The sequence below is a fragment of the Stenotrophomonas sp. LARHCG68 genome (assembly GCF_052871705.1).
Genome location: NZ_JBIXJV010000001.1, coordinates 1,432,803 through 1,458,783 on the forward strand (window position 1 = coordinate 1,432,803; position 25,981 = coordinate 1,458,783).

The 25,981-nt window shown below is 64.5% G+C and carries 20 protein-coding genes; 11 read left to right on the forward strand and 9 right to left on the reverse strand.

The genetic code is table 11. From position 1 onward, the window contains the following. Positions 1-240: 240 nt before the first annotated feature. Together gyrA and ACIPR8_RS06300 are read left to right on the forward strand one after the other, a co-directional pair. Positions 241-2,946: a DNA gyrase subunit A gene (gene gyrA / locus ACIPR8_RS06295; protein ID WP_192288533.1), complete on the forward strand. Its 2,706-nt coding sequence runs from the start codon at positions 241-243 to the stop codon at positions 2,944-2,946. Between the two features lie 261 nt (positions 2,947-3,207). Beyond that, the gene (locus tag ACIPR8_RS06300; RefSeq protein ID WP_446540455.1) at positions 3,208-4,827 is read left to right on the forward strand and encodes an acyl-CoA synthetase; all 1,620 of its coding nucleotides are present in this window, start codon (positions 3,208-3,210) and stop codon (positions 4,825-4,827) included. Between the two features lie 51 nt (positions 4,828-4,878). Here ACIPR8_RS06300 and ACIPR8_RS06305 read toward each other — a convergent pair whose 3' ends face one another. From ACIPR8_RS06305 to ACIPR8_RS06320, 4 genes are all read right to left on the reverse strand, one after another. Further along, positions 4,879-5,271, reverse strand: coding sequence for a DUF3037 domain-containing protein (locus ACIPR8_RS06305; protein ID WP_132864241.1), 393 nt, complete (start codon positions 5,269-5,271; stop codon positions 4,879-4,881). Continuing rightward, positions 5,249-6,025, reverse strand: coding sequence for a HipA family kinase (locus ACIPR8_RS06310; RefSeq protein ID WP_192288536.1), 777 nt, complete (start codon positions 6,023-6,025; stop codon positions 5,249-5,251). Before ACIPR8_RS06310 ends, ACIPR8_RS06305 begins: the two co-directional genes overlap by 23 nt. 791 nt (positions 6,026-6,816) lie before the next feature. Further along, positions 6,817-7,329, reverse strand: a complete 513-nt coding sequence (locus ACIPR8_RS06315) for a GNAT family N-acetyltransferase (RefSeq protein ID WP_446540456.1) — start codon at positions 7,327-7,329, stop codon at positions 6,817-6,819. Positions 7,330-7,392: 63 nt separating this feature from the next. Further along, complete coding sequence (locus ACIPR8_RS06320) at positions 7,393-8,367, reverse strand: hypothetical protein (protein WP_313250975.1); 975 nt, start codon at positions 8,365-8,367, stop codon at positions 7,393-7,395. Positions 8,368-8,553: 186 nt separating this feature from the next. On the opposite strand from ACIPR8_RS06320, the gene ACIPR8_RS06325 reads away from it, so the two are divergent. Then, positions 8,554-9,657: a DUF1615 domain-containing protein gene (locus ACIPR8_RS06325; protein ID WP_446540457.1), complete on the forward strand. Its 1,104-nt coding sequence runs from the start codon at positions 8,554-8,556 to the stop codon at positions 9,655-9,657. Between the two features lie 82 nt (positions 9,658-9,739). Here ACIPR8_RS06325 and fabR read toward each other — a convergent pair whose 3' ends face one another. Next, complete coding sequence (gene fabR, locus ACIPR8_RS06330; RefSeq protein WP_132864236.1) at positions 9,740-10,402, reverse strand: HTH-type transcriptional repressor FabR; 663 nt, start codon at positions 10,400-10,402, stop codon at positions 9,740-9,742. A 94-nt stretch (positions 10,403-10,496) separates the two neighbouring features. Between fabR and ACIPR8_RS06335 the strand changes: the two genes are divergently transcribed. Both ACIPR8_RS06335 and ACIPR8_RS06340 read left to right on the forward strand, forming a co-directional pair. Next, entirely contained in the window at positions 10,497-11,558 is a 1,062-nt protein-coding gene (locus ACIPR8_RS06335; RefSeq protein WP_446540458.1) for a ferredoxin reductase, read from the forward strand. A 3-nt stretch (positions 11,559-11,561) separates the two neighbouring features. Beyond that, a complete protein-coding gene (locus ACIPR8_RS06340) occupies positions 11,562-12,716 on the forward strand; it encodes a fatty acid desaturase family protein (protein WP_446540459.1) in 1,155 nt (384 codons plus the stop codon). A gap of 71 nt (positions 12,717-12,787) precedes the next feature. On the opposite strand, the gene ACIPR8_RS06345 is transcribed toward ACIPR8_RS06340, so the two are convergent. The 3 genes from ACIPR8_RS06345 to ACIPR8_RS06355 form a co-directional block, all read right to left on the reverse strand. After that, positions 12,788-12,964: a hypothetical protein gene (locus tag ACIPR8_RS06345; protein WP_446540460.1), complete on the reverse strand. Its 177-nt coding sequence runs from the start codon at positions 12,962-12,964 to the stop codon at positions 12,788-12,790. Positions 12,965-13,213: 249 nt separating this feature from the next. Further along, a complete protein-coding gene (locus tag ACIPR8_RS06350; protein WP_132864233.1) occupies positions 13,214-13,678 on the reverse strand; it encodes a hypothetical protein in 465 nt (154 codons plus the stop codon). A gap of 200 nt (positions 13,679-13,878) precedes the next feature. Further along, positions 13,879-14,358 (reverse strand): VOC family protein, encoded by a 480-nt coding sequence (locus ACIPR8_RS06355; protein ID WP_446540461.1) that lies wholly within the window; start codon positions 14,356-14,358, stop codon positions 13,879-13,881. Between the two features lie 217 nt (positions 14,359-14,575). On the opposite strand from ACIPR8_RS06355, the gene ACIPR8_RS06360 reads away from it, so the two are divergent. From ACIPR8_RS06360 to ACIPR8_RS06375, 4 genes are all read left to right on the forward strand, one after another. Next, the gene (locus ACIPR8_RS06360; RefSeq protein ID WP_446540462.1) at positions 14,576-15,463 is read left to right on the forward strand and encodes a restriction endonuclease; all 888 of its coding nucleotides are present in this window, start codon (positions 14,576-14,578) and stop codon (positions 15,461-15,463) included. A gap of 1,726 nt (positions 15,464-17,189) precedes the next feature. After that, positions 17,190-17,543 (forward strand): hypothetical protein, encoded by a 354-nt coding sequence (locus ACIPR8_RS06365; RefSeq protein WP_446540463.1) that lies wholly within the window; start codon positions 17,190-17,192, stop codon positions 17,541-17,543. A 78-nt stretch (positions 17,544-17,621) separates the two neighbouring features. Further along, a complete protein-coding gene (locus tag ACIPR8_RS06370; protein WP_446540464.1) occupies positions 17,622-18,578 on the forward strand; it encodes a hypothetical protein in 957 nt (318 codons plus the stop codon). 187 nt (positions 18,579-18,765) lie between these two features. Continuing rightward, a complete protein-coding gene (locus tag ACIPR8_RS06375; protein WP_446540465.1) occupies positions 18,766-19,437 on the forward strand; it encodes a hypothetical protein in 672 nt (223 codons plus the stop codon). 480 nt (positions 19,438-19,917) lie between these two features. Here the strand turns inward: ACIPR8_RS06375 and ACIPR8_RS06380 are convergent, their stop codons facing one another. Continuing rightward, positions 19,918-20,937 (reverse strand): LysR family transcriptional regulator, encoded by a 1,020-nt coding sequence (locus ACIPR8_RS06380; RefSeq protein WP_446540466.1) that lies wholly within the window; start codon positions 20,935-20,937, stop codon positions 19,918-19,920. Between the two features lie 522 nt (positions 20,938-21,459). On the opposite strand from ACIPR8_RS06380, the gene ACIPR8_RS06385 reads away from it, so the two are divergent. Both ACIPR8_RS06385 and ACIPR8_RS06390 read left to right on the forward strand, forming a co-directional pair. Beyond that, entirely contained in the window at positions 21,460-22,665 is a 1,206-nt protein-coding gene (locus ACIPR8_RS06385) for an efflux RND transporter periplasmic adaptor subunit (RefSeq protein ID WP_446540467.1), read from the forward strand. Positions 22,666-22,775: 110 nt separating this feature from the next. Beyond that, on the forward strand, positions 22,776-25,946 hold the full coding sequence (locus tag ACIPR8_RS06390; protein ID WP_132864224.1) for an efflux RND transporter permease subunit: 3,171 nt from the start codon (positions 22,776-22,778) through the stop codon (positions 25,944-25,946). Positions 25,947-25,981: the final 35 nt, after the last annotated feature.

Here is a 25,981-nt window from a genome sequence, read left to right on the forward strand (position 1 = left end):
CGAGCCACGCCCGGCAAGGGGGATCCCGGCAAGGCCCCCGCGGAGCGTGGCTTGGCTCCGCGGTGTTTCCCGTGCCGGCGCGGCACGCCGGCATCGTCCAGAAAGCGGCGCCTAAGTTCCTGATTTGTTCCGGTAAAACCCCCGTCTGTGATAGACTCCATCGGTTGATTCAAGGCTCCGGCGGGGTTGCCTCCAAGGCCACTCCACCGGACGGGATCGTCACCAGACAACGGAACCCGAATGGCAGAAACAGCCAAGGAAATCATCCAGGTAAAACTGGAAGACGAGATGCGCAAGAGCTACCTCGATTACGCCATGAGCGTGATCGTCGGACGCGCACTCCCCGATGCACGCGATGGCCTCAAGCCGGTCCATCGCCGTGTCCTGTTCGCGATGAACGAACTGGGCGCGCACAGCAACAAGCCCTACTACAAGTCGGCGCGTATCGTCGGTGACGTCATCGGTAAGTACCACCCGCATGGCGACCAGTCGGTGTACGACACGCTGGTGCGTCTGGCGCAGCCGTTCTCGCTGCGTTACATGCTGGTGGACGGCCAGGGTAACTTCGGTTCGATCGACGGTGACTCGGCCGCGGCCATGCGATACACCGAGGCGCGCATGTCGCGCCTGGCGCATGAGCTGATCGCCGACCTGGACAAGGAAACCGTCGATTTCCAGCCCAACTACGACGAGAAGGAACTGGAGCCGACGGTCATGCCGACCCGGTTCCCGAACCTGCTGGTCAACGGTTCGGCCGGCATCGCGGTGGGCATGGCCACCAACATCCCGCCGCACAACCTGGCGGAGTCCATCAGTGCCTGCATCGCCTTGATCGACGACCCGTCGATCGATGTCGATGGCCTGATGGAATACATCCCGGGCCCGGACTTCCCGACCGCCGGCATCATCAACGGCACCGCGGGCATCATCGCCGGCTACCGCACCGGCCGTGGCCGCGTGCGCATCCGTGCCAAGGCCGATATCGAAGTGGCCGACAATGGCCGCGAGTCGATCATCGTCACCGAGATCCCGTACCAGGTGAACAAGGCGCGGTTGATCGAGAAGATCGCCGAGCTGGTCAAGGAAAAGAAGCTCGAAGGCATCAGCGAGCTGCGCGATGAGTCCGACAAGGACGGCATGCGCATCTACATCGAGATCAAGCGCGGTGAGTCTGCCGAGGTTGTGCTCAACAACCTGTACCAGCAGACCCAGATGGAGTCGGTGTTCGGCATCAACATGGTGGCGCTGGTCGACGGCCGCCCGAAGTTGATGAACCTCAAGGAGATGCTGGAGTCCTTCCTCCGCCATCGCCGTGAAGTGGTTACCCGCCGCACCATCTTCGAACTGCGCAAGGCCCGTGCCCGCGCGCACGTGCTGGAAGGCCTGACCGTCGCATTGGCCAACATCGACGAGATGATCGAGCTGATCAAGACGTCGGCCAACCCGGGCGAGGCCAAGGAGCGCATGCTGGCCAAGGTGTGGGAGCCGGGCCTGGTGGGCTCGTTGCTGGCCGCCACCGGTGCCGAGGCGTCGCGTCCGGAAGACCTGCCCAAGGGCATCGGCCTGGTCAACGGCAACTACCAGTTGTCCGAAGTCCAGGCCACCCAGATCCTGGAAATGCGCCTGCACCGCCTGACCGGGCTGGAGCAGGACCGCCTGACCGAGGAATACCGCCAGCTGCTGGTGGTGATCGCCGGCCTGATCGAGATCCTGGAAGACCCGGAGCGCCTGCGCCAGGTCATCCGCGAGGAACTGGTCGCCATCAAGGTCGAGTACGGCGACGAGCGCCGCACCGAGATCCGCCACAGCGAGGAAGACCTCGACATCCTCGACCTGATCGCGCCGGAAGACGTGGTGGTGACGCTGTCGCGCGCCGGTTACGTCAAGCGCCAGCCGGTCAGTGCCTACCGCGCCCAGCGTCGCGGTGGCCGTGGCCGCAGTGCGGCGGCGACCAAGGACGAGGATTCGATCGAACAGCTGTGGCTGGTCAACACGCATGACACGCTGCTGACCTTCACCAGCTCGGGCAAGGTGTTCTGGCTGCCGGTGCACCAGTTGCCGGAGGCCGGCTCCACCGCGCGCGGCCGCCCGATCATCAACTGGATCGCGCTGGAGAACGGCGAGCGCGTGCAGGCGGTGTTGCCGGTACGCGAGTACGACGACAACCACTTCGTGTTCTTCGCCACCCGCAACGGTACGGTCAAGAAGACGCCGCTGAGCGAGTTCGCGTTCCGTCTGGCGCGCGGCAAGATCGCCATCAACCTCGATGAAGGCGATGCGCTGGTCGGCGTTGGCCTGACCGATGGCGAGCGCGACGTGCTGCTGTTCGCGTCCAACGGCAAGACCGTCCGCTTCGGCGAGGACCGGGTCCGCTCGATGGGCCGTACCGCCACCGGTGTGCGCGGCATCAAGCTCGCCAACGGCGAGGAAGTGGTCAGCCTGATCGTGGCCGAAAGCGCCGGCGGCGCCGAGGACGAGAACGAGGACGAGGGCAGCAGCGTCGAGGACGTGGCAACCGATGGCGGCGAGATCGTCGACAACGGCAGCGACGATGCCAGCATCCGCTACATCCTGACCGCGACCGAGAACGGCTACGGCAAGCGCACCCCGCTGGCCGACTACCCGCGCAAGGGTCGTGGCACCCAGGGTGTGATCGGCATCCAGACCAGCGAGCGCAACGGCAAGCTGGTCAGTGCGGTGCTGATGGGCACCAGCGATGAAGTGCTGTTGATCTCCGACGGCGGCACGCTGGTGCGTACCCGTGGTTCGGAAATCTCGCGCGTGGGCCGCAACACCCAGGGCGTGACCCTGATCCGCCTGTCCAAGGGCGAGAAGCTGCAGGCCGTCGAACGCCTGGATGCCTCGCTGGACGACGGTGAGGACGTCCTCGACGACGACGCCAACACCTCGGCGGATGAAACGGCACCGGCCACGCCGGAAGCCTGATCGCCGCAGCGGTTGGAATGAGAAAGGCGCCGGCTTGCCGGCGCCTTTCTCTTTGCGGGAACGCTGCTTGCGGGGCTGCGCCGGGAAGGATGAACGGCGCGTGCGCCAGGCCGGCGCAGAGGCCACCTCCGGCGCGGATCCCAACGCAGGACGGGCCGTCCGGCAGCAATGAGCCAATTCCCTGCGACTAAGGTCGCAGCGACAAACCCCCGCCTCCTGCCCGACTCTCTGCCGGCACATCACCGGAGAGAGGGCCCCTCGATGTATCAGGATCTTGGCCGCAACCAGGCCAACTACACGCCGTTGTCGCCGCTGAGCTTCCTGCGCAAGGCGGCCACCGTGCACCCGCAGCGGTTGGCGGTGGTGCATGGCGAGCGGCGCCTGAGCTGGGCCCAGGTGCAGGCGCGTTGCCGTCGATTGGCGTCGGCATTGCAGCGCATGGGCGTGGCCGAAGGCGATACCGTGGCGGCGTTGCTGCCCAATACGCCGGCGATGATCGAGCTGCACTTCGCCCCGGCCATGCTCGGTGCCGTGCTCAATACGCTCAACACCCGCCTGGACGCGGAAACGCTTGCATTCATGCTGGACCACGGCGAGGCCAAGGTGGTGTTCGTGGACCGCGAGTTCTCGCCGGTGATGAAGCGGGCGCTGGCGCTGTGCCGGCAGGCACCGCAGGTCATCGACGTGGACGATGCGGCCATCGAGGAAGGCGAGTTCCTTGGTGCGATCGAGTACGAAGCGTTGCTGGAAACCGGTGACCCGACGTTCGCCTACGGCCTGCCCGGCGACGAATGGAATGCGATCGCGCTGAACTACACCTCGGGCACCACCGGCGACCCGAAGGGCGTGGTCTACCACCATCGCGGCGCTTACTTGAACGCGGTGGCCAACATCATCGATTGGGGCATGCCGCCGCATCCGGTCTACCTGTGGACGCTGCCGATGTTCCACTGCAACGGCTGGTGTTTCCCGTGGACGATGGCTGCCGTCGCAGGCACCCAGGTCTGCCTGCGGCGATTCGACCGCAAGCAGGTGCTGGAACTGATGCGCACACATGGCGTCACCCACTACTGCGGTGCGCCGGTGGTGCATGCCGCGTTGGCGGCGGCACCGGAGGAACTGAAGCAGGGGCTTGCCGGCGTGAAGGGGCAGGTGGCCGGTGCCGCGCCGCCGGCGGCGGTGCTGGAAGAAATGGAGCGCATGGGCGTGGAGATCACCCACGTCTACGGCCTCACCGAAGTCTACGGCCCTGCATCGATCTGCCAACCGAAGCCGGAGTGGGCGCAGTTGCCCATCGACGAACGCGCCGAGCTCAACAGTCGCCAGGGCGTGGCCTGCCTGTTGCAGGAAGACATGCAGGTGCTGGACCCCGATACCCTGCAGCCGGTGCCGTGGGACGGCGCCAGCGTCGGGGAAATCATGTTCCGCGGCAACATCACCATGAAGGGCTACCTGAAGAACCCCCGCGCCACCGATGCGGCCTTCTCCGGTGGCTGGTTCCGCACCGGTGACCTTGCCGTGGTGTATGCCGACGGCAACGTGAAGATCCGTGACCGCTCCAAGGACGTGATCATTTCCGGCGGCGAGAACATTTCCTCGCTGGAAGTGGAAGACGTGCTGTGCCGCCACCCTTCGGTGCTCGCCGCGGCCGTGGTGGCCAGGCCGGATCCGAAGTGGGGCGAGACGCCATGTGCCTTCGTCGAGTTGAAGGACGAACTGGACCTCAGCCCGGACGCAGCCCTGGCGCATTGCCGCCAGAATCTGGCCGGTTTCAAGGTGCCCAAGCGCTTCGTGTTCGGGCCGCTGCCGCGGACGGCCACCGGCAAGGTGCAGAAGTTCGCGCTGCGCGATGCCGCGCGTGCCCTGACGGACGCCGAATGAACAATGGCCCGCGTGACGCGGGCCATTGTCCTGGCGTGCACGTGCCGGCGGTCAGCGCGGTACGCGCACCATCCGCTCGAGCAGGTGCTCGACGATGCCCGCCGGTTCGCGGGTGCGGCCAACGTGGGTCACCGAGGTCTGCACCACCGAGCTGCGCTTGGCGGTGAGGAAATGGAAGCGTGCCCGCGGCGGCAGCTGTGCGATCGGGCCGGCTTCGGCGCGACCTTCGCAGATGGCGACGATGGCGTCCAGCCAGGGGCGCAATGCCACCAGGTCCAGTTGCGGGGCGAATGCCTGCAGGCGTGCTTCATCGATCTCGATGGCTGCCTGCAGGTGCCCGGCGCTCGGGCAGGACACGATCACGCCGACATTGATGAATTCCTCACGCTCGACCCGCGGCACGACGCGGATAACCGCGTAGTCATACGTGTGCAGCGTGGGCACGGATGGCCTCCTGTACGAATGCATCCCGCAGCTGCAGGCGGCGCTTGAGGTAATCGGCGTAGGCCTTGCGGTAGCTGGCGGCATCGGCAAATGCCGGCTCGCCCTGCAGCCAGGCGTCCGGGATCAACGCGACGATGTCGTCGATGACCGCATCGGTCAGCAGCGGGGCCAGTGCGCGGTCGGCGCCGGCGATGTCCTTGGCGAAGGGCAGCAGCACATGGTCGCGGATGAGGACGAAGGGCTTGGCGCAGGCCTCGCCGGCGTTCTCCCAGTCGTGGTGGAAGTACAGCGCGGCACCGTGGTCGATCAGGTACAGCTTGCGGTGCCAGACCATCAGGTTGGGGTTGCGTACGGTGCGGTCCACGTTGCTGGTGTAGGCATCGAACCAGACGATGCGCGAGGCCAGCGCGGCATCGGGCTGCATCGCCGCCGGATCGTAGTTGATCGCGCCGGGCAGGTAGTCGCTGCCCAGGTTGGTGCCCTCGCTGGCGCGGATGAGGTCCTGGATCTCGGGGTCCGGCTCGGTGCGCGCGAATTCGCGGTCCAGTTCGACCAGGACGATCTCCGGGATGGGCAAGCCAAGCGCGCGGGCCAGTTCACCGGCGACCAGTTCGGCGATCAACGCCTTCGGTCCCTGGCCGGCGCCACGGAATTTGATGACGTACATGCCATCGTCGTCGGCCTCGATCACGGCCGGCAGGGATCCCCCTTCGCGCAGCGGTGTGATGTAGCGGGTTGCGTGGACGGTTCTCAAGACGTGTGCCGTTGCTGGCGTTGGGGCGACAAGCCTAGCGTATCGGGCGCGCAGTGGCGGTGACCGGGTGGGGTGCGTCGATGGATGCGGGACGCGCGGCGTTGCTGCGCTCCCTCCCTTTCGCGCAGCGAAGGGGAGGGCTGGGGAGGGGTAGCTTTGCGAGACTGCAGGAGTCGCGGCTCCGTGGCCGAGGCCGCTCCTACGAGGATGAGCGCCGGTGCTGCGCTCCCTCCCTTTCGCGCAGCGAAGGGGAGGGTTGGGGAGGGGTAGCTTTGCGAGACTGCAGGAGTCGTGGCTTCGCGGCCGAGGCCGCTCCTACGGGGTGCATGAGCGCCGGTGCTGCGCTCCCTCCCTTTCGCGCGGCGAAGGGGAGGGCTGGGGAGGGGTAGCTTTGCGAGACTGCAGGAGTCGTGGCTTCGCGGCCGAGGCCGCTCCTACGGGGTGCATGAGCGCCGGTGCTGCGCTCCCTCCCTTTCGCGCAGCGAAGGGGAGGGTTGGGGAGGGGTAGCTTTGCGAGACTGCAGGAGTCGTAGCTTCGCGGCCGAGGCCGCTCCTACGAGGTGTGCGTGCGCCGGTGCTGCGCTCCCTCCCTTTCGCGCAGCGAAGGGGAGGGCTGGGGAGGGGTAGCTTTGCGAGACCGCAGGAGTCGTAGCTTCGCGGCCGAGGCCGCTCCTACGAGGTGTGCGTGCGCCGGTGCTGCGCTCCCTCCCTTTCACGCAGCGAAGGGGAGGGTTGGGGAGGGGTAGCTCTGCGAGACCGCAGGAGTCGTGGCTTCGCGGCCAAGGCCGCTCCTACGGGGATGCCGTTGCTTCGAATGCCGCGTGGTAGTGCACCTGCGCCACCGGTACGGTGCCGGCCAGCGGCAGCGCCTGGAAGTACTCCGGCGGAACCCCCGGCAGTTCCAGACCCGGAACTACCTTGAAGCCGAACCGCGCGTAGTACCCCGGTTCCCCCAGCAGCACGCAGCCAGCACTGCCCAGCTGCGTCAGGCGATCAATCGCCGCCCGCATCAACGCCGCTCCAATCCCCTGGCCCTGACGATCCGGGCGGACCGATATCGGCCCCAGGCCATGCCAGCCGGCGTCGCCCGATGACAGCACCACCGGCGATACCGCGACGTGCCCGATCAGCGCGCCGTGCTCCTCGGCCACCAGCGACACCGTCATCTGCCCGGCCGCACGCAATGCGGCAACGATGAACTGCTCGGTATGGCTGGAATGGACCGCCTCGGCGAATGCAGCCTCGGTCAGGCGGTGGATCGCGTCGATGTCGGCGGGCTGCTCGTCGCGGATATGAAACGTCATGCCATGCATCCAGAACGTTGCGGGGCGGATGACCGCCCCGGGAAGAAAGAAAACAGGCGCGGCTCAGTCGTCGAACGACTTGCCGTCGCTACGCAGGTGTTCCTTGGCCGACTGCCACCAGCCGTCGAGCATGCCCTTGCCGTCGCCCATCAACTGGTCGACCTTCGCGCTCTGCTGGTCGACGAACTCCATCAGGCTGGCCAGCCCATCCGGCCCGTGCCGCTTGATCTCGCCCCAAACCACCTTGGTGAACACCCTGGCCATCCATAGGCTGGAATCGACGTCGCCGGTCTCGGCCTCGATCTGCGCGATCAGTTCACCCAGATAGGCGCGCGCTTCCGGCGGCACCTGCGGGTTCTCGCTCAGGCGCTTGAGCATCACCAGCCCTTCGCGCACGTCGCCGTTGTTGATGGCCAGACCGGCGCGCCCCAGCTCCGACAGCCACGGCTGTTTCAGGCTCAGCGCGATCGCGTCGATATGGACCTGGGCGCGGTCCCAGCGCTTGTCCGTGATGGCCTTGTAACCCAGTGCGGCATGCACGATCAGCATCCGCATCCGTGCCTCGGTGGCCTGCCCGGCGTCGAGCGTCTTGCCGCCGTTGATCGCGAATTCGCTCTGCTGTTCGGCCAGTTGCGGCCATTCCCGCCGATGGAAGGCCACCGAACGGAGGGCGGCGCTGATCTGCGCGTAATCCCTGCAGGCGGGCAGGGCATCGACGATGTCCGATTCGGCGATGGCGATGGTGCTGCGGTCGGCGCTGAGCGCGCTGTAGCCGAGCAGGCCATGGATCATGCATTCGGTATCGGGCGTCAGCTCCGGCGTGGGCTCGCTGCCGGCCATCCGCATGCCCTCGCGCCAGGCGTTGTAGGAGGCGGGCAGGCCGTGGTGCGAAAGGCGCCGGTACTGCGTGTAGGTCAGGCTGTCGCGCAATGCCTCCAGCTGCTCCTGCTCGGTCTTCTCACCGCAACCGGCAAGGATCAGGACGCCGGCGACTGCGGTGAGCCAGCGCAGGCGGAGGCGGGTGTGCGGAAGTGTCATGCGGTCCATCCGTGGGAACACGAGCGCTATAGATACCGCAGCCGAGCGCCACCCGTACAGTGCGGCGGCGATCATGAAGACGGCGCTGTGGCGCAGTGGGGGCCGGCAACGTACTGTGCCGGGCATTGCACGCACGCTGAGTTCGACCTTCATGTACCCGGGATGCCCGCTGTGAATGCCGCTTTCATGCCCGTCTTGCCGCTGCCCCTGCACCGTGCCCTGCTGGGGGCGGTTGCGATGGGCGTCCTGGCTGCCTGCAGCACGGTGCCGGCGCCCGCCCCGGGTCCGCCGGCGGACGTGGTGCGCAACGAGATCGAGCGTCGCATCCCTGCGCGGACCGCGGACCGTGCCGGTTGGGCGGCGGACATACAGGCGGCCTTCGCCGCGCAGCGCATTGCCCCCAACGCCGAGAACATCTGCGCGGTGCTGGCGGTGATCGAGCAGGAGTCGGGGTATCGCGCCGATCCGGCCGTCGCCAACCTGCCGCGCATCGCGCGCCAGGAGATCGACCGGCGTGCCTCGGCGTTGCATGTCCCGGGCCTGCTGGTGGATGCCGGCCTGCGGATCAAGGCAACCGATGGCCGCAGCTACGGTGACAAGCTGGCCGGGGTGCGTACCGAGCGTGACCTCAGCCGCCTGTATGAGGAGATCATCGACCGCGTGCCGCTGGGGCAACGTTTGTTCGCCGGCAAGAACCCGGTGCAGACCGGTGGCGCGATGCAGGTCAGCATCCCCTTTGCGCAGGCGCATGCCCAAGGGTATCCGTACCCGGTGCAGGCCAGCATCCGCGACGAGGTGTTCAGCCGGCGCGGTGGCGTGTACTTCGGCACGATGCACCTGCTGGGCTATGAAACGCCGTATACCCGCAAGGTGCACCGGTTCGCCGACTACAACGCCGGCTGGTATGCCAGCCGCAATGCGGCCTTCCAGAACGCGGTGGCGGTTGCCACCGGGCAGGCGCTGGCGCTGGATGGTGACCTGCTGGCACCGGGGGCGCCGCTGGATGCGCCGGGCCAGACCGAGCGTGCCGTGCGGCAGCTGGGCGCGGCGCTGGGAATGGACGAGCGGGGCATCCGGCGGGCGCTGGAGCAGGCGGACCAGTTGGCCTTCAGCGAGAGCCCGCTGCACCAGCGCGTGTTCGCCCTGGCCGAATCCCGGGCCGGCAAGCCGTTGCCGCGCGCGGTGATCCCCGGCATCCGCCTGGACAGCCCCAAGATCACCCGTGAGCTGACCACCGAGTGGTTCGCCAACCGCGTGGACGGACGTTACCGGGAGTGCCTGCAGCGCTGACCGTGGCAGGTTCGGGTGGGTGTTGCGGCAGGTGAGGGTGGTGGCCTGCCCGCGGGTGCGCAGGCGGGCAAGGCTGCGCCGCTCAGGCGCGGACGGGGTTGCGCCCCAGCACGCGTGCGCCGGTGATGATCATGCGGATCATCTGCGACATCTGCTCGATCAGCTCCGGGTCCTTCTCTTCCGGCAGGTCCATGGCGGTGCCGCCCATGGCGAAGATCAGGCGGGTGATGGCCTTGGCGGCCAGCGCAGGCTCATGCAGCGTGGCACCGTCCAGTGCGGCCAAGCGCACCAGGTCCACCTTGAGCTCGTCCTCGAAATAGTTGAGCTCGCGGTCCACCGCCTGCTTGAAGGCGTCCGAGCCGGCGGTGCCCTCGCGCAGCAGCACGTGCATCAGCCGGTCGTCGGCGCGCAGCTGCTCCATGAAGGTTTCCACCGACAGGCGGATCACGCCGCGGTTGCTGTCGGCCGCACGCAGGCGGGCCTGGCCGATGATGGTGCGCAGCGAACGGCCCGCCAGGTCGATCAGGGCCACGGTCAACTCGTCCATGTCCCTGAACTGGCGATAGAACGAATTCGGCGCGATCCCTGCTTCGCGGGCCACCTCGCGCAGGCTCAACGTGGACACGCTGCGATGCGGGCCGATCAGCGCCAACGCCGCCGCCAGCAGGTCGTCGCGCGAGATCGAAGCCTTGCGTGCCGGGTGCTGGTCGTCGTGGTGGGTCAAGGGCTGATCGGGACGGGTCATCGCGGGCAGGATGGACGGATTCGTGAATCATAGCCGGTATGGTGAATATACGAGTGTATACACAGCTGTATGCTCGGCCGTATAGTTCGTCGCCATGAGTGCTGTCTACCGTAATGCCACGCCCCCCCAGATCCCCTGGCTGAGCGAGGGCTTCTTCGATTTCTGGTCTACCCGCGTCAATCGCCTGTGGACGCTGCGCCGCCCGTTGGCGCGTGTCGTGGCCCGCAACGCCGCCAGCGCCGATGCGGTGACCCTGGAGCTGCAGCCCAACCGGCACTTCGCCGGGGTGCAGGCGGGCCAGCACATCAACGTCGGCGTGGAGGTGGATGGCCGCCTGGTCACCCGCAGCTACAGCCCGACCGTGCTGCCCAATGGGCGCCTGGCCATCACCGTCAAGGCAATCCCCGATGGCAAGGCCAGCACCTGGCTGACCCGCGATGCCCGGCCGGGCGACGTGATCGCGCTGGGCCAGGCTTTTGGTGAGATGACCCTGTGCGCCGATCCAGGCCAGCGCCTGTTGTTGCTGGCCGCCGGCAGCGGCATCACCCCGATGCGCTCGCTGCTGCAGGCGCTGGATGCGCAGGGCATGCCGGTGGCCGTGGACCTGTTGTACTGGGCGCGTCACCGCCAGGAGCTGTGCTTCGTCGAGGAGCTGCAGGCGCTTGCCGCCCGCCATCCGCACTTCCGCCTGCAACTGTTGCTGACCCGCGATGCTTCCGCGCCCGCGGCGCGCGTGGATGCGCACGACTTCGCGGCATTGGATGCACCGGCGGCCACGCGTGTGCTGGCCTGCGGGCCGGCCGGGTTCGTTGAAGCGGCGCGGCAACGCCTGCAGGGCCAGGTTGCCCAGTTTGAAAGCGAGGCCTTCAGCCAACCGGCATTGCCGGACATCGAGCAGGGCAGCGTGCAGGTGCAGCTGCTGCGGACCGGTCGCACGTTGACGCTGCCGCGCGGCAAGCCCCTGCTGGCGGCGCTGGAGGCCGAGGGCATCCAGCCGGCCAGTGGTTGCCGCATGGGCATCTGCAACACCTGCGTCTGCGACAAGGTGTCCGGCATCACCCGGCATACGCTGACCGGCGACTACGCCGCCGAACCGTCCACCCCGCTGAAGCTGTGCGTCAACAGCGCCAGTACCGATCTCGCCCTGGAGCTGTAACCGATGTCTTCCGTGCACAACCGCACCCTGTCCGCGGCCGAACTGCAGGCCTTCGGCGATGAACTCGACGCGGTACGCGCCAGGCACCTGGCTTCGCTGGGCGCCGCTGACGCGCGCTACATCCGCAGGATCGTCGCGGCCGTGCGCTGGACCGGCGTTGCCGGGCGCACGCTGCTGTTTCTGGGGGCATTCGTGCACAGCGTGCTGGTGCCGGCCTGGATTGCCGGCGTGGTGCTGCTGGCGTTGTCCAAGATCCTGGAGAACATGGAGCTGGCGCACAACGTCATCCATGGCCAGTACGACTGGATGGGCGACCCGTCATTGCAGGGCAAGACCTACGAGTGGGACATCGTCGGCACCGCCGAGAACTGGCGCAAGACCCACAATTTCCGCCACCACACCTACACCAACGTGCGTGGGCTGGACGATGACATCGGCTACGGGCTGCTGCGCATCTTCCCCGAGCAGCGCTGGCATCCGTTCTTCCTGGCGCAGCCGTTCGTGGCGGTGGTGTTCGCGCTGCTGTTCGAGTGGGGCATCGCCATACAGGACCTGCGCGTGGGCCGCCTGCTCAACCGCAAGGTCACGCTGCGGCAGCTGTGGGCGCAGGCCAGGCCGGTGCGCCGCAAGATGCTCAAGCAACTGCTGAAGGACTACGTACTGTTTCCGGCACTGGCCGGCCCGTTCTTCCTGCCGGTGCTGCTGGGCAACCTGCTGGCCAACGTCATCCGCAACGTGTGGACGTACGTGGTGATCTTCTGCGGCCACTTCACCGCCGACGCGGAAACCTTCCCCAAGGACTGCATCCGCAACGAGACGCGTGGCCATTGGTACCTGCGCCAGTTGCGCGGTTCGTCCAATCTCGCCGGCGGCCGATTGCTGGACGTGATGACCGGCAACCTCAGCCACCAGATCGAGCACCACTTCTATCCCGACATCCCCGCCAACCGGTATGCCGCGATGGCGGTGGACGTGAAGGCCATCTGCGCCCGCTACGGCCAGCACTACAACACCGGCTCACTGCCGAAGCAGTTCGGCCAGGTGGTCTGGCGCATCCTGCGGCACGCCTTCCCGAGCCGCCCGGCCCCCGAGCGCCCGCTGGTAGCCGCCGAGCCCGCCGAGCCGCCTGGCAATGCTCCATCGGTGGGCGCGGCGTAGTCCGCGAAACCGCCAACGCTTGGTAATCCCCCAAGCCAGCGTTCGTCAGCGGCCGCAATCTCACATGCGTCCTAAGCCACGCACCAAATTGGGGCGTTGATTGCCCCGGAAGCGCCGCCCGTGCCGTGAGTTGTGTCATCGGCGCCGATCACACTGGCAGCGATGACGCTCTTTTCGCCAGCGGTGGCGAATGAACCGGCAACGATGCCGCTTTTTTCGCCATCCATGGCGCTCGTAACGGCATCCATGCCCCTTGAAGGTGCGCGCGGCAAGCACATGTGGCACGTCTGCCACCGGGAGCATGGCCCATGCCGCTTCAAACGCCACGCGAGAGGCCGACACGTTGACCGTTGAAGCACCGGCCGGGCCAATGAAGGGCAGGGCCGGCGATACGACGCCCGGGCGCGCAACATCCCTGCCAAAGAAAGAGGCCGCCCGTGGGCGGCCTCTTCGCGGTCTAGCGCTGGAGCAGTGACGGCAGCCCCGTCAGTACGGTTTCACGAAGGGGAAGACCTGCCGCCGCGCGAGGATTTGGAGAAGCGGCTGCCCAGATTGCGCCGCAGGGCTTCCAGGCCTTGGTTGCGACCGGCCACCTTGAGCAGGGCGTAACCGTCCAGGGCGCAGCGCATCACGTCGCTGCGCAGGGCGATGTCGGTATCGGAGGCCCGTTCGGCAAGGCGCAGGATGCGCTGCAAGCGGGGGCGCAGGCGGTCCAGTGTGTCCAGGTCGGACAGGGCCTCGGCGATGCTCAACGTCGCCGGTACCACCTGTGGATTCTGCGCCAGCACATGCAACGTCTGCCGGCAGAAGGCTTCGGATTTGCTGCCCATGCGCGAGAGCTTCTTGCGCTGCGCGGCGGACATCGCCACCAGCCCCACCAGTTGTGCCTCCAGCTCGGTCAGTGCGGCATCCAATGCGCTCAACTGCTTGTCGGTCAAACGAAGGGAACTCAGGTTCTGCATCGTCGGTCGTCCTTTTCGATCAAGGGGATGGCCGCTTTCGCCGCGGCCATCGCCACCTTGCCCGCCCGGAGCGTCGTTGCCGCCGGGAAAACACCGCCCTTCATCCTAAGAGGCTACCCCCACTTCCCGTAGGGGCAGCCATGGCCGCGAAGCGCGTGCGTCGTGGGAACAAAACGCGCCAACCGATCCAATCCCGTGCCTCACCCCCGGCGTGCCGCCTCGATCCTGGCGACGTCGATCTTCGTCATCTCCATCATTGCGGTGAACGCCCGCTTGGCCGCGGCCGGGTCGGGGTCGCTGATCGCCTCGCTGAGCACGCGCGGTGTGATCTGCCACGACAGGCCCCAGCGGTCCTTGCACCAGCCGCAGGCGCTCTCCTGGCCGCCGTTGCCGACAATGGCATTCCACAGCCGGTCAGTTTCGGCTTGGTCATCGGTGGCCACCTGAAACGAGAACGCTTCGGTGTGCTTGAAGGCCGAGCCGCCGTTCAAACCCAGGCAGGGGATGCCCATCACCGTGAACTCCACGGTCAGGACGTCGCCCTGCTTGCCGGCGGGGTAGTCCCCCGGCGCGCGATGCACTGCATTCACCTTGCTGTCGGGGAACGTGGCGGCATAGAACGTCGCCGCCTCCAGCGCCGTGCCGTCATACCAAAGGCAGATCGTGTTCTTGCTGTTCATGGCAAACCTCCATCAACGGGCCCCCGGCATACCACAGCAAACCTTCAACCCGCGTCGTAGGCGTGGCCTGGGCTGTGAATCCGGCAGGCCAGGCGGCCCACCCGCGCGCTCGAGCCAGATCCCCGGCTAGAATCCGGGAAAACAACCACACCCGCTGGCGCCGGAAACGCATTTCCGGACGGGTGCCGCAATCGGACAGGAGTCCACGGGGGAAAGGATGGCGGAAGTAACCAAGGCCCGAACCGGCCAACTGATACGCAAGCTGTTTGGCATCCTGCAGGCCCAGCCGGACGGCATGAAGGCCGGTGATGCCTTGGCGGCCCTGGCCGCGCAGGTGCAGCTGACACCTTACGAGGCAGGTGACTACCCCACCGGTGGACGGCGTTTCGAGAAGATCGTGCGCTTCGCCACCGTGGACACGGTCAAGGCCGGCTGGCTGGTGAAGGACAAGGGCATCTGGACGGTGACCAGCGAAGGCGCACAGGCGCTGCAGCAGTATCCCGATGGCGAGCAGTTCTACCGCGAGGCGGTGCGGCTGTACCACAAGTGGAAGAAAGCCCAGCCGGTCGCGGAGGTGGAGGAAGGCGACGATGAGGCCGTGGAAAAATCGGCCAGCATCACGCTGGAGCAGGCCGAGGAAATGGCATGGGCCGAGATCGAGGCCCACCTGGCCGACATGCCCCCGTATGAGTTCCAGGAACTGGCTGGCGCCCTGCTCACCGCCATGGGTTACCACGTCGCATGGATCGCACCGCCCGGAAAGGACGGCGGCATCGACGTCATTGCCTACAACGACCCACTGGGCACCCGCCCGCCGCGCATCAAGGTGCAGGTCAAGCGCAATGCCAACTCTCCCCGGATCGACGTCATGGGGCTGCGCAGCTTCATGGCGGTATTGGGCGAGGGCGACGTGGGCCTGTTCGTGGCCCTGTCAGGTTTCACCAAGGATGCCGACCTGGAAGCGCGTCAAAGCCACCGCCGAATCACATTGATCGATGCCAACCAGCTGGTGGATCTGTGGACGCGACATTATGGCCAACTGGACGATGGTGCGCGGCGCAGGCTGCCGCTGAAACCGGTCTGGTTTCTGGCGGGGGATGAGTAGGGCGGCGGGAATGGTTTGTCGGCTTTCGACCCATAGCGGCCATTGGTGCCGCCGCCGAGCCTGGCGCTGGGTCCGGTTATACGCTGGCTTGTTAGGCGGACCCAGTCACCCTAAGATCGAGCTGTATCAAGGGGAAAGCCCACCATACGGTGCTTTGTGGATAAGTCGTATAACCGGACCCGCGGGTCCGTCTATTAGGTAGTTTGGCCGCATGACAAAGCTCCTCGCAAACTTGGCCATAGTCTTAGGCACAGTTGTCGCAGGCTTTGCTCTCATTGCTATTCTTGGGTTACTTCCGGTAGACCTCATTCTACTCGCTGACACCCATACCAACTCCAACTACTGGCGCGCTACCCCGACTGCATCGCAGAATTTCGCCAATCTACAATATGCTCTACTGCTCGGCGGCTTCATCCTATTCATTGCAGGTGTAGCTCTTCGTCAAAGGCCATCCGGCAATGCGGCCTAACAGTTCATTCAAGCCGAACCCGCTTCGCGGGTCGGCTTAATTCCAGAGTTAGGCCGCAATGAAAGTTCTCGCAGCTGTCTTCTTAGCTCTTCTCGCCGCAGGCTGCGTCTCGGCACCTGCACAAACTGCAGGCATCGAGACCTCGGCCGCTCCTAGCTCGGTCACGGGCACATGGGACTTTGTCGTTTCCGGCAAGAACCTGCCTCAGTCGTTCAGTTTTGCTCTCACAGACATTCCGGCCGAGACCTGCATATCGGGCACTTGGTACCAAGCGCAGCCACTCTCTGCCCCGAACGGCTCAGTCTCCCGGCCAGCCTATCAATACCAATCTGGCAGGCTCGAGATTCTATTTTCCACAGAGCTATGTGACGCCTACACTTCGCTCATTGGTAGCGTCTCTGGCTCCAGCTTCGAGGGTTCTCATGTTTCCTATGGTCTCTTTGGCAGCACCGAGCATGGCAAGGCTAGAGGCACATTGCGGCATTAGTCGGTCGCGGCCTAACAACTCATTCAAGCCGACGCCGCTTCGCGGCGCGGCTTAATTCCAGAGTTAGGCCCACATGAGAATTCCATGGTTGCCACTGATGGTTCTTGCGGCCTGTCCTGTAACCGCATTCGCTTGCCGCGAGCCGTCTCAGGATGTGCAGTTCAAAGATGCGGACACTGTTTTGGTCGGCTGGATATCTAGCGCATCCGCTCCAGAGCTAGAGACACTAGCTCCTGGTAGCACAGATACGGATGCTTTTAATCAGAGCATCAATAGTGGCCGAGTCCTTCGGATCATCGTGACTGAAACCCGCAAGGGGCGATCGGTCGCCCAACAAACAGTTGAAGTCTCGCGATGCACTGGTGCGTATAACAATGTTAGCTTTCGTGTTATCGCGTACCACTTTGCAGATGGGTCATGGCGGGTTTCGCAGTTGCCTTTTCAAGATTCGGGCAGCGGGCCCTAACAATTCGTTCAAGCCGAGCCAGCGACGCGGATCGGCTTTACTCCGGTATTGAACTTCCGCTTCTGGCCGCAGAGTGCCATGCGACCTAAAGCGGACATCTGCACTTCTACCGGAGCGAGCTTGCGGTGGTCACTGAACCCTCCGCTGGGTCCGGTTATACGCTGGGTTGCTCGCCGGACCCAGCCGCCCTAAGATCGAGCTGTATCAAGGGGAAAGCCTGCCATGCAGTGTGCCGTGGATATGTCGTATATCCAGCCCACGGGTCCGTCTACTAGGTAGTTAGGCATCACACAAGGAGTATGTAGTGACTGAAAAAAAGCCGTGGCTAAGTACACTTGCTCTTATCGGATTTGAAGCAAACGCGGCCATTGAAGCGGGTCATGGGAACGCTCTCTCGTTCGATGAGATCTATAGAGGTATTGAGAGAGGGACTCTGCTCGAAGACATCGACAAGAAGCTACCTGGAGTCTGTGACTTCAGCTTGTATCCAGCTGGCAGTGAACAATCAATTGCTCTCCATGAGGTACTCAATTTAGTGGCCGGTGGGCTGCAAGGGCGGGAACGCCGGAAACTTGGCATAGAGAGATCGGGGTTGCACTTGCTTCTTGCCTTTATTCTGGAGGCTATGCAGCATCAGTATTGGGTGAAGCCAAGGTGATGCCTAGCAATTCATTCAAGCCGACGTCGCTTTTCGGCGCGACTTAACTCAGGCGTTAGGTGGCACATGGAAGCTGACATGATGAAACAAATCTCAGAGCATGTAGAGATAATCAAGTCATATAGGGATTTGTTGGACAAGGAGGCAAAGCGTCTGCGCCCACCCGAGCTGACCGTATCCTTCGATAAAGCTAACCCTCATCATTGGTGCTTGTCTGTCGTTGGAGATAGCCTTGTTCGCATCCGCCTGTTAATTGAGCAAAGCTTCCAGTTCGTTGAGTCACTTGGCATTGTTGCCGCGTCTCGATATCTGTTCGAACTAAGCATCTGGCTCAATCTTTTCAACAAAGATGAGCGCTATGGTCTTCTCTATTACGATCAACTAATTGATACACAGAAAAACTACTATCAAAGCACGCTCGATCAGTTTAAGCGCGAAATCGCTTTGTTAGAAGAATTCGCGCATAGAGATGAAAAAGAGCTGGATGGCTCTATGAAGCAGGATGCGTCGATAGAAGATGTCGCCGTGGCCATCAGAAATGCTGAGGAAAAAATTGATAGAGAGGCTGCGAGAAAATTTTCGATCTACGCGGAGCAGGCAAAATATAACGGCTACGGATTTCAGGCATGCCTAGTCAAGCAGAATTCCATTCCCCCGGTCGAATCTGCCTTATTAGAAATAGCTGCCGAACGGGATGGATTTAACAAAAGTATCCTTCCAATAGTTTCCGATCTGGCGCTTGATACGAAGAAAAGAAAGAAACGGTGGAACTGGAAAGAAATGGCTAAAGAAGTTGGGCTAGATGATGAGTATGACTACATCTACTCGTTCTCAAGCAAAATACTTCATGCCACGCCTGCAAGCATCACTACAAACCAAAAGAACCTAGAGGCAGCAGAGATGCTTGTTTTCCTAAAATACATTGAGGTCAAGTTGGCAGACTTGCTTGACATTTCTAAGCGATATAACGCGAGTGCCACCTTGCAATTCAATCAAGCCAAACCCAACCCGCTATGCGGGCTGGGTTTGGCTTAACTGTCGAATATCCGCTTCTGGCCGCAGGGCGTCATGCGACCCTAAGCGGACATCTGGACTTCTGCCGGCGCGAGCTTGCAGTGATCGCCTGGGCTACCTCGCTGGGTTTGGTTTTGCGCTGGCTTGTTAACCGGACCCAGGGATCCGGCTATTAGGTAGTTAGGAGGCATATGAGGAATTCACGCACATGACGCAAGTTGACGAAGCACTGCTAAAGGCAATTGGAGTCTGGGGAAACATTGACAGTCGCCTAGGCGGGTTGGCGCTTTCATATCTTGCAACGCTTGAAAAAATCAACGAAGTGGCATCAATTCAATTCGCCGATGACGCACTTGATAGATACAGCAACAAGATGCGCATGAAAGACGTGGGCGGCGCTGCAATTCAGTACAACGACTTCCTGCACGAAACCGCAATACTCTCGCTCGCTAAAGTAATTGATGATACGGCTCGAGACCTGAAGCAAACATTCAATTTCAAGTTTGACTCGTTTGACAAAAATCACGATGTCTCAAACGTGAAAATTCTTCAGCAAATTCGTTGCCTGGCAAACGTCATAAAACACAATGGCAGTGATCTTGTTAGGGGCTCTTCTACCTCGGCCACTTTCTTGATAGATGAATGCGGAATGGCTGATGGATGGGATCTTGGAACACTCATCCTTACGCGAGACCCAGCATTCAACATCATTGAGCATGTTCCAACGGTCTATTTCTCTATGCTTGAGTTAGTTGCCAAAGCCAGTGGCAGGAGCCATCCCGCGCTAGCCTTCGGATCGGCTGACTTCTTCAACTGGGTCTATAGCGCTCTGATCCCAGACGTCATCCCTTTAGACAGGCCCCAAAGGCAAGCAGAATGATTGCCGTGCCCACTAACAATTCATTCAAGCCGATGCCGCTTCGCGGCGCGGCTTAATTCAGTCGTTCTTCGATGTCCGCTTCTGGCCGAGAGCGGACATCCGCGCCATTTCTAAACGGTACGATTTGCAACCCAATAGTTCTGCGGCCTTACCAGGAATCAGGGGCCGCAGAAACGAGTGCCTGCTCCCCCAAGTCGCGACCTGCCCTAAAGCCAGCCCCCACGTTTTTCAGCTTGTGAGCGGCACTCGTGCTGGCCGGCATGGCGCATCGTCTCCCGGGGCTGTGCCCGATGCGTCGACGGACCCATCGCCGGAAACTTTGGGTCCGGTGACAGGGGGCATGGTGGCTACAGGCCAACCATGTCAGCCGGGCGACACCGACGCTGTATCCACCTCGGCTGACATCCGTTCGTCGGCCGATGCCGCCTGCACGAGGGCAGGCGGCACCGGGCAGACGACGATGACTGCTCGCCGTGCGGGTCAGGCTTCCAGCACTTCCAGCACGCGGCCGTCGGGCAATTCCAGCCCGCGCGGCTTGGTGGGCTCGATGAACTCGGCCAGCCGGCCGGCGTTGGGGCATTGCAGCAGCATGTAGTTGACGTCGAAGTTGAGCTTCTCGACCAGGAAGTCGATGAATGCCCGCACCTTGGGCGAGACCATGCCGCCGCCGGCGAACACGGCGTTGAAGTCGTACTCCGGGCCGGTCCAGCCGGCCAGCACGCGGCGCAGCATGCCGGACTCGACGTAGGGTTTGGCCATCACGTCGCTGCTGAGCATCAGACCTTCGCCGGCGACCAGCATGCTGTTCAGCGCGGCCGTGTCATTGGCCAGCAACAGCGGATTGACGACGAACTCGCGCATCTCGCCGCCGGCCTCGGCCAGCGGCCAGGTGAAGCGGTTGTTGGCGTTGTGTGGTTTACGCACGGACAGGGTGCGATGGAACTGCAGCTCGTCCGGGTGGCGGGGTTCGCCGTAGCGCTTGATGTAGGACGGGCTGGCGAACACCTGGGTGCGCAGCGTGCCCAGCTTGCGCGCGACCAGGTTGGAGTCGGGCAGGGGGCCGATGCGCAGGGCCATGTCGATCTCGCCGGAAATCAGGTCCAGGGTTTCGTTGCCCAGGTGCATCTCCACGCGCAGTTCCGGGTACTGGGCCTGGAACTGGCCCAGCAGCGGCGCAATCCAGGTGGTGCCCACCGAGTACGGCACGGTGAAACGCAGCCAGCCGCGCGGGCCGGACTGCAATTGGCTCACCGCGCTCTCGGCCTGCTCCAGTTCGCGGGCGATGCGTTGGCAATGCTCGTAGTAGACGGTGCCGGCCTCGGTCAGGCCCAGGCGGCGCGTGGTCCGGTGCAGCAGGCGTGCGCCCAGGCGGGTTTCCAGCTCCTGCACCTTGCGGCTGACAGTGGTCTTGGGTTGCCCGAGCAGCCGGGCGGCGGCGGTGAAGCTGCCTTGTTCAACCACCTTGACGAAGATCAGGGTGTCGTTGAGGTCGTTGGCCATCGAGGGGGACTCTTCAGGGGGGCGGCAGCGGGATTGTGCCGGCGACGGGATGATTATTCCCCTGAATCCGTACTAATCAAGTATGGATTGGAGGCGTACCTTGCACAGCTCCGCACAGATCGGACTTGCAGCCATGCGTCTGCGCCATCTTCCCAGTTTCCGCCGGATCCGCCGCCAAGCCGCGCCAGGCTTGATCACTGACGCGCGTGTTTCGTTCAAAAGCCTGAATTCATTGGAGTTTGCTTTCCCCGACGGGGCCGATGTGGCCGCGCGTCCGGTTGGCCGGGTGCAGCGCCTTGTCCCTGCAATGTGGCACCGACTGATGCGGTTTGTCCCGCAGGTGGGAGAAAAATTTCCGTAGGCGGGACACTGAATGCGTCGGCCACGCGCGTCCAGCGACGCAATGCACGGCCCCACGCGCAGCAACCAGCATGCCGGCCCCTCTTTTCCAGCCTTACCGCAGCACCCGCGCTTTCAGCTTCTCTTTCGCTTCCCTTTCTCCCCCTGTTCTGGATGGATGACATGAACGCAATGACGCCCCGATTCCCCACCGCACGACGTGTCGTGCTGGCCAGCTTCTCCGCATTGGCCATCGCCGTACTGGCTGCCTGCAGTGGCGGCCACGCCGAAGAAGCGGGCATGCCGCCCCCGCCGGAGGTCAATGCCGCCCCGGTGCTGGTCAAGCAGGTCAGCCAGTGGGACGAGTTCAGTGGCCGCGTGGAGGCGGTGCAGAACGTCGAGCTGCGCCCGCGCGTGTCCGGCTACATCGACAAGGTCAACTATGTCGAAGGCCAGGAAGTGAAGAGGGGTGACGTGCTGTTCCTGATCGATGCACGCACCTACCAGGCTGCCTACGAGCAGGCCAATGCCGAACTGGCACGTGCGCGGACGCAGGCGTCGCTTGCCCGCAGCGAATCCGAGCGTGCCCGCCGCCTGTCCGAGCAGCAGGCCATCTCCACCGAAACCTGGGAGCAGAAGCGCGCGGCAGCCGACCAGGCCGCGGCCGACGTGCAGGCCGCCAAGGCGGCGCTGGACGCGGCCGCGTTGAACCTGGAGTTCACCAAGGTGCGTGCACCCATCAATGGCCGCGCCGGCCGCGCGATGGTCACCGCCGGCAACCTGGTCACGGCCGGCGATGCCGCCAGCGTGCTGACCACGCTGGTATCGCTGGACACGGTGCACGTCTATTTCGACGCCGACGAGGCCACCTTCCTGCGCTATGCGCAGATGGCGCGCAAGGGCGAGCGGCCGAGCGAGCGCGACCAGGCCCTGCCGGTGCAGATCGGCCTGGCCGGCGAGCAGGGCTTCCCGCACGAGGGCAAGGTGGACTTCCTGGACAACCAGGTCGTGCGCAGCACCGGCACCATCGGCGTGCGCGCGTTGCTGGACAACGCCGACCGGCAGTTCACCCCGGGCCTGTTCGCACGCGTGCGCCTGCTCGGCAGTGGCCAGTTCCAGGCCATGCTGGTGGACGACAAGGCCGTGCTCACCGACCAGGACCGCAAGTACGTGTACGTGGTCGACAAGGACGGCAAGGCGCAGCGCAAGGACGTGCAGCTGGGCCGTACCGCCGATGGCCTGCGCATCGTCGAGGCCGGGTTGGCCGCCGGTGACAAGGTGATCGTCGACGGCGTGCAGAAGGTCTTCATGCCCGGCATGCCGGTGCAGGCCAAGCCGGTGGCGATGCAGCCCCTGCCGGCCGGGCCGAAGACCGCCGCGCTGAACTGATTTCCGGTTTCGTCTGATGCCGGCGCCGTGCCGGCCACGCGCCTTCGCCCACCACGGGCGAGGGCAGGGTGGCTGCACGCCATCGCTGGCTACTTCAAGGAATTTCCCTCATGGATTTCTCACGTTTTTTCATTGACAGACCGATCTTCGCGGCGGTGTTGTCGATCGTCATCTTCGCGGCCGGCCTGATCACGCTGCCGATCCTGCCGATCAGCGAATACCCGGAAGTGGTGCCGCCGTCGGTGGTGGTGCGCACGGTGTACCCGGGCGCGAACCCCAAGGTGATCGCCGAGACCGTCGCCACGCCGCTGGAGGAAGCCATCAACGGCGTGGAAGGCATGATGTACCTCAAGTCGGTGGCCGGCTCGGACGGCGTGCTGCAGATGACCATCACCTTCCGCCCGGGCACCGACCCGGACGCGGCGGCGGTGAAGGTGCAGAACCGCGTGGCCCAGGCGGAAGCCCGCCTGCCCGAGGATGTGCGCCGGCAGGGCGTGACCACGCAGAAGCAATCGCCCACCTTCCTGATGGTGGTGCACCTGACCTCGCCGGACGGCAAGTACGACACCCTGTACCTGCGCAACTACGCCCGCCTGCACGTCAAGGATGCGCTCACCCGCATTCCCGGCGTGGGCGACGCGCAGATCTTCGGTGGCGGCGACTACGCCATGCGCGCCTGGCTGGACCCGGACCGGGTGGCCTCGCGCGGGCTGACCGCCGGTGACGTGGTGCGCGCCATGCGCGAGCAGAACGTGCAGGTGTCCGCCGGCCAGCTCGGCGCCGAGCCGATGCCCAACAGCCAGTTCCTGACCCTGATCAACGCGCAGGGCCGCCTGCGCAGCGAGCAGGAATTCGGTGACATCGTGCTCAAGAGCGGTGCCGACGGCGAAGTGGTGCGGTTGTCCGACGTGGCGCGCATTGAGCTGGGGGCCGGTGACTACACCCTGCGCTCGCAGCTCGATGGCAAGAACGCGGTGGGCATCGGCATCTTCCAGGCCCCGGGTGCCAACGCGCTGGAGATCCGCGACGCGGTGATCGGCACGATGGACCAGATGCAGAAGACCTTCCCGGCCGGGGTGAAGTACGAGGCCGTGTACGACACCACCATCTTCGTGCGTGACTCGATCAAGGCCGTGGTCTCCACCCTGCTGGAAGCCATCGCGCTGGTGGTGCTGGTGGTGATCCTGTTCCTGCAGACCTGGCGCGCCTCGATCATCCCGTTGATCGCGGTGCCGGTGTCGGTGGTCGGTACGTTCGCCGCGTTGTACCTGCTGGGCTTCTCGATCAACACCTTGAGCCTGTTCGGGCTGGTGCTGGCGATCGGCATCGTGGTCGACGACGCCATCGTGGTGGTGGAGAACGTGGAGCGCAACATCGAGGAAGGCCTGTCGCCAACGGCGGCGGCGCACCAGGCGATGAAGGAAGTGTCCGGGCCGATCGTGGCGATCGCGCTGGTGCTGTGCGCGGTGTTCGTGCCGATGGCGTTCCTGTCTGGCGTGACCGGCCAGTTCTACAAGCAGTTCGCCGTCACCATCGCCATCTCCACGGTGATCTCGGCGATCAACTCGCTGACCTTGTCGCCGGCGCTCGCCGCGCGCCTGCTCAAGCCGCACGGTGCCGCCAAGGATGCCCCGAGCCGCCTGATCGACCGCTTGTTCGGCTGGGTGTTCCGCCCGTTCAACCGCTTTTTCAAGTCCAGCTCGGAGAAGTACGAGCGCGGCGTGTCGAAGATCCTCGGTCGTCGCGGCGCGGTGTTCCTGGTGTATGCGGTGCTGCTGCTGGGCACCGGCGTGATCTTCAAGCTGGTGCCGCCGGGCTTCATCCCGACCCAGGACAAGCTGTACCTGATCGCCGGCGTGAAGCTGCCGGAAGGCGCGTCGATCGCGCGTACCGATGAAATGCTGCGCAAGGTCGCGCAGATCGCCAAGGAGACCGACGGCGTCGCGCACACCATCTCGTTCCCCGGCTTGAACGCGCTGCAGTTCACCAACACGCCCAACACCGGCGTGGCGTTCATCCCGCTCAAGCCGTTCAACGAGCGCAATGGGCGGACTGCTGCCGAGATCAACGCCGAGATCAACCAGAAGATCGCCGGGCTGAAGGAGGGCTTCGCGTTCTCGATGATGCCGCCGCCGATCCTTGGCCTGGGCAACGGCAATGGCTACCAGATGTTCATCGAGGACCGCGGCAACCTGGGCTACGGTGCGCTGCAGACCGCGGTGCAGACCATGCAGGGCGCGGTGATGCAGACGCCGGGCATGGGCTACCCGATCACCAGCTACCAGGCCAACGTGCCGCAGCTCGACGCCGAGGTGGACCGCGTCAAGGCCAAGGCGCAGGGCGTGCAGTTGACCGAACTGTTCGACACGCTGCAGACCTACCTGGGCTCGGCCTACGTCAACGACTTCAACCAGTTCGGTCGTACCTGGCAGGTGATCGCCCAGGCCGATGGCCAGTTCCGTGACAGCGTGGAGGACATCGGCAAGCTGCGCACCCGCAACGATCGCGGCGAGATGGTGCCCATCGGCTCGATGGTGACCATCAAGGAAACCTACGGCCCGGACCCGGTGCTGCGCTTCAACGGCTACCCGGCCGCCGACCTGGCCGGCGAGGCCGACCCGCGCGTGCTGTCCTCGGCGCAGGCGATGAACAAGCTGACCGAGATCGCCGGGCAGGTGCTGCCGGTGGGCATGACCACCGAATGGACCGACCTGAGCTACCAGCAGGCCACGCAGGGCAATGCCGCCTTCATCGTGTTCCCGGTGGCGATCCTGCTGGCGTTCCTGGTGCTGGCCGCGCTGTACGAAAGCTGGTCGTTGCCGCTGGCGGTAATCCTGATCGTGCCGATGACGCTGCTGTCGGCCCTGTTCGGCGTGTGGCTGACCGGCGGTGACAACAACGTGTTCGTGCAGGTGGGCCTGGTGGTGCTGATGGGCCTGGCGTGCAAGAACGCGATCCTGATCGTCGAGTTCGCCCGCGAGCTGGAGATGGGCGGCAAGGGCATCGTCGACGCGGCGCTGGAAGCGTGCCGCCTGCGTCTGCGTCCGATCGTGATGACCTCGATCGCGTTCATCGCCGGCACGATCCCGCTGGTGCTCTCGCACGGTGCAGGTGCCGAGGTGCGCTCGGTCACGGGCATCACGGTGTTCGCCGGCATGCTGGGCGTGACGCTGTTCGGCCTGTTCCTGACCCCGGTGTTCTACGTGGCCCTGCGCAAGCTGGTGACCCGCAACGGTGGCGGCAAGCTGGTCCAGCACGGTGAACCGACGATCCACCATTGAGCCCGACCTGCCCGGGCACGGATGACGGCCCCTGC

Bases quoted from the DNA above. Each gene is read 5' to 3' on its own strand.
- gyrA (WP_192288533.1), top strand. From the start codon at position 241: ATGGCAGAAACAGCCAAGGAAATCATCCAGGTAAAACTGGAAGACGAG.
- ACIPR8_RS06300 (WP_446540455.1), top strand. From the start codon at position 3,208: ATGTATCAGGATCTTGGCCGCAACCAGGCCAACTACACGCCGTTGTCG.
- ACIPR8_RS06315 (WP_446540456.1), bottom strand. From the start codon at position 7,329: ATGACGTTTCATATCCGCGACGAGCAGCCCGCCGACATCGACGCGATC.
- ACIPR8_RS06320 (WP_313250975.1), bottom strand. From the start codon at position 8,367: ATGACACTTCCGCACACCCGCCTCCGCCTGCGCTGGCTCACCGCAGTC.
- ACIPR8_RS06325 (WP_446540457.1), top strand. From the start codon at position 8,554: ATGCCCGTCTTGCCGCTGCCCCTGCACCGTGCCCTGCTGGGGGCGGTT.
- fabR (WP_132864236.1), bottom strand. From the start codon at position 10,402: ATGACCCGTCCCGATCAGCCCTTGACCCACCACGACGACCAGCACCCG.
- ACIPR8_RS06335 (WP_446540458.1), top strand. From the start codon at position 10,497: ATGAGTGCTGTCTACCGTAATGCCACGCCCCCCCAGATCCCCTGGCTG.
- ACIPR8_RS06340 (WP_446540459.1), top strand. From the start codon at position 11,562: ATGTCTTCCGTGCACAACCGCACCCTGTCCGCGGCCGAACTGCAGGCC.
- ACIPR8_RS06345 (WP_446540460.1), bottom strand. From the start codon at position 12,964: ATGGATGCCGTTACGAGCGCCATGGATGGCGAAAAAAGCGGCATCGTT.
- ACIPR8_RS06350 (WP_132864233.1), bottom strand. From the start codon at position 13,678: ATGCAGAACCTGAGTTCCCTTCGTTTGACCGACAAGCAGTTGAGCGCA.
- ACIPR8_RS06355 (WP_446540461.1), bottom strand. From the start codon at position 14,358: ATGAACAGCAAGAACACGATCTGCCTTTGGTATGACGGCACGGCGCTG.
- ACIPR8_RS06360 (WP_446540462.1), top strand. From the start codon at position 14,576: ATGGCGGAAGTAACCAAGGCCCGAACCGGCCAACTGATACGCAAGCTG.
- ACIPR8_RS06370 (WP_446540464.1), top strand. From the start codon at position 17,622: ATGATGAAACAAATCTCAGAGCATGTAGAGATAATCAAGTCATATAGG.
- ACIPR8_RS06375 (WP_446540465.1), top strand. From the start codon at position 18,766: ATGACGCAAGTTGACGAAGCACTGCTAAAGGCAATTGGAGTCTGGGGA.
- ACIPR8_RS06380 (WP_446540466.1), bottom strand. From the start codon at position 20,937: ATGGCCAACGACCTCAACGACACCCTGATCTTCGTCAAGGTGGTTGAA.
- ACIPR8_RS06385 (WP_446540467.1), top strand. From the start codon at position 21,460: ATGAACGCAATGACGCCCCGATTCCCCACCGCACGACGTGTCGTGCTG.
- ACIPR8_RS06390 (WP_132864224.1), top strand. From the start codon at position 22,776: ATGGATTTCTCACGTTTTTTCATTGACAGACCGATCTTCGCGGCGGTG.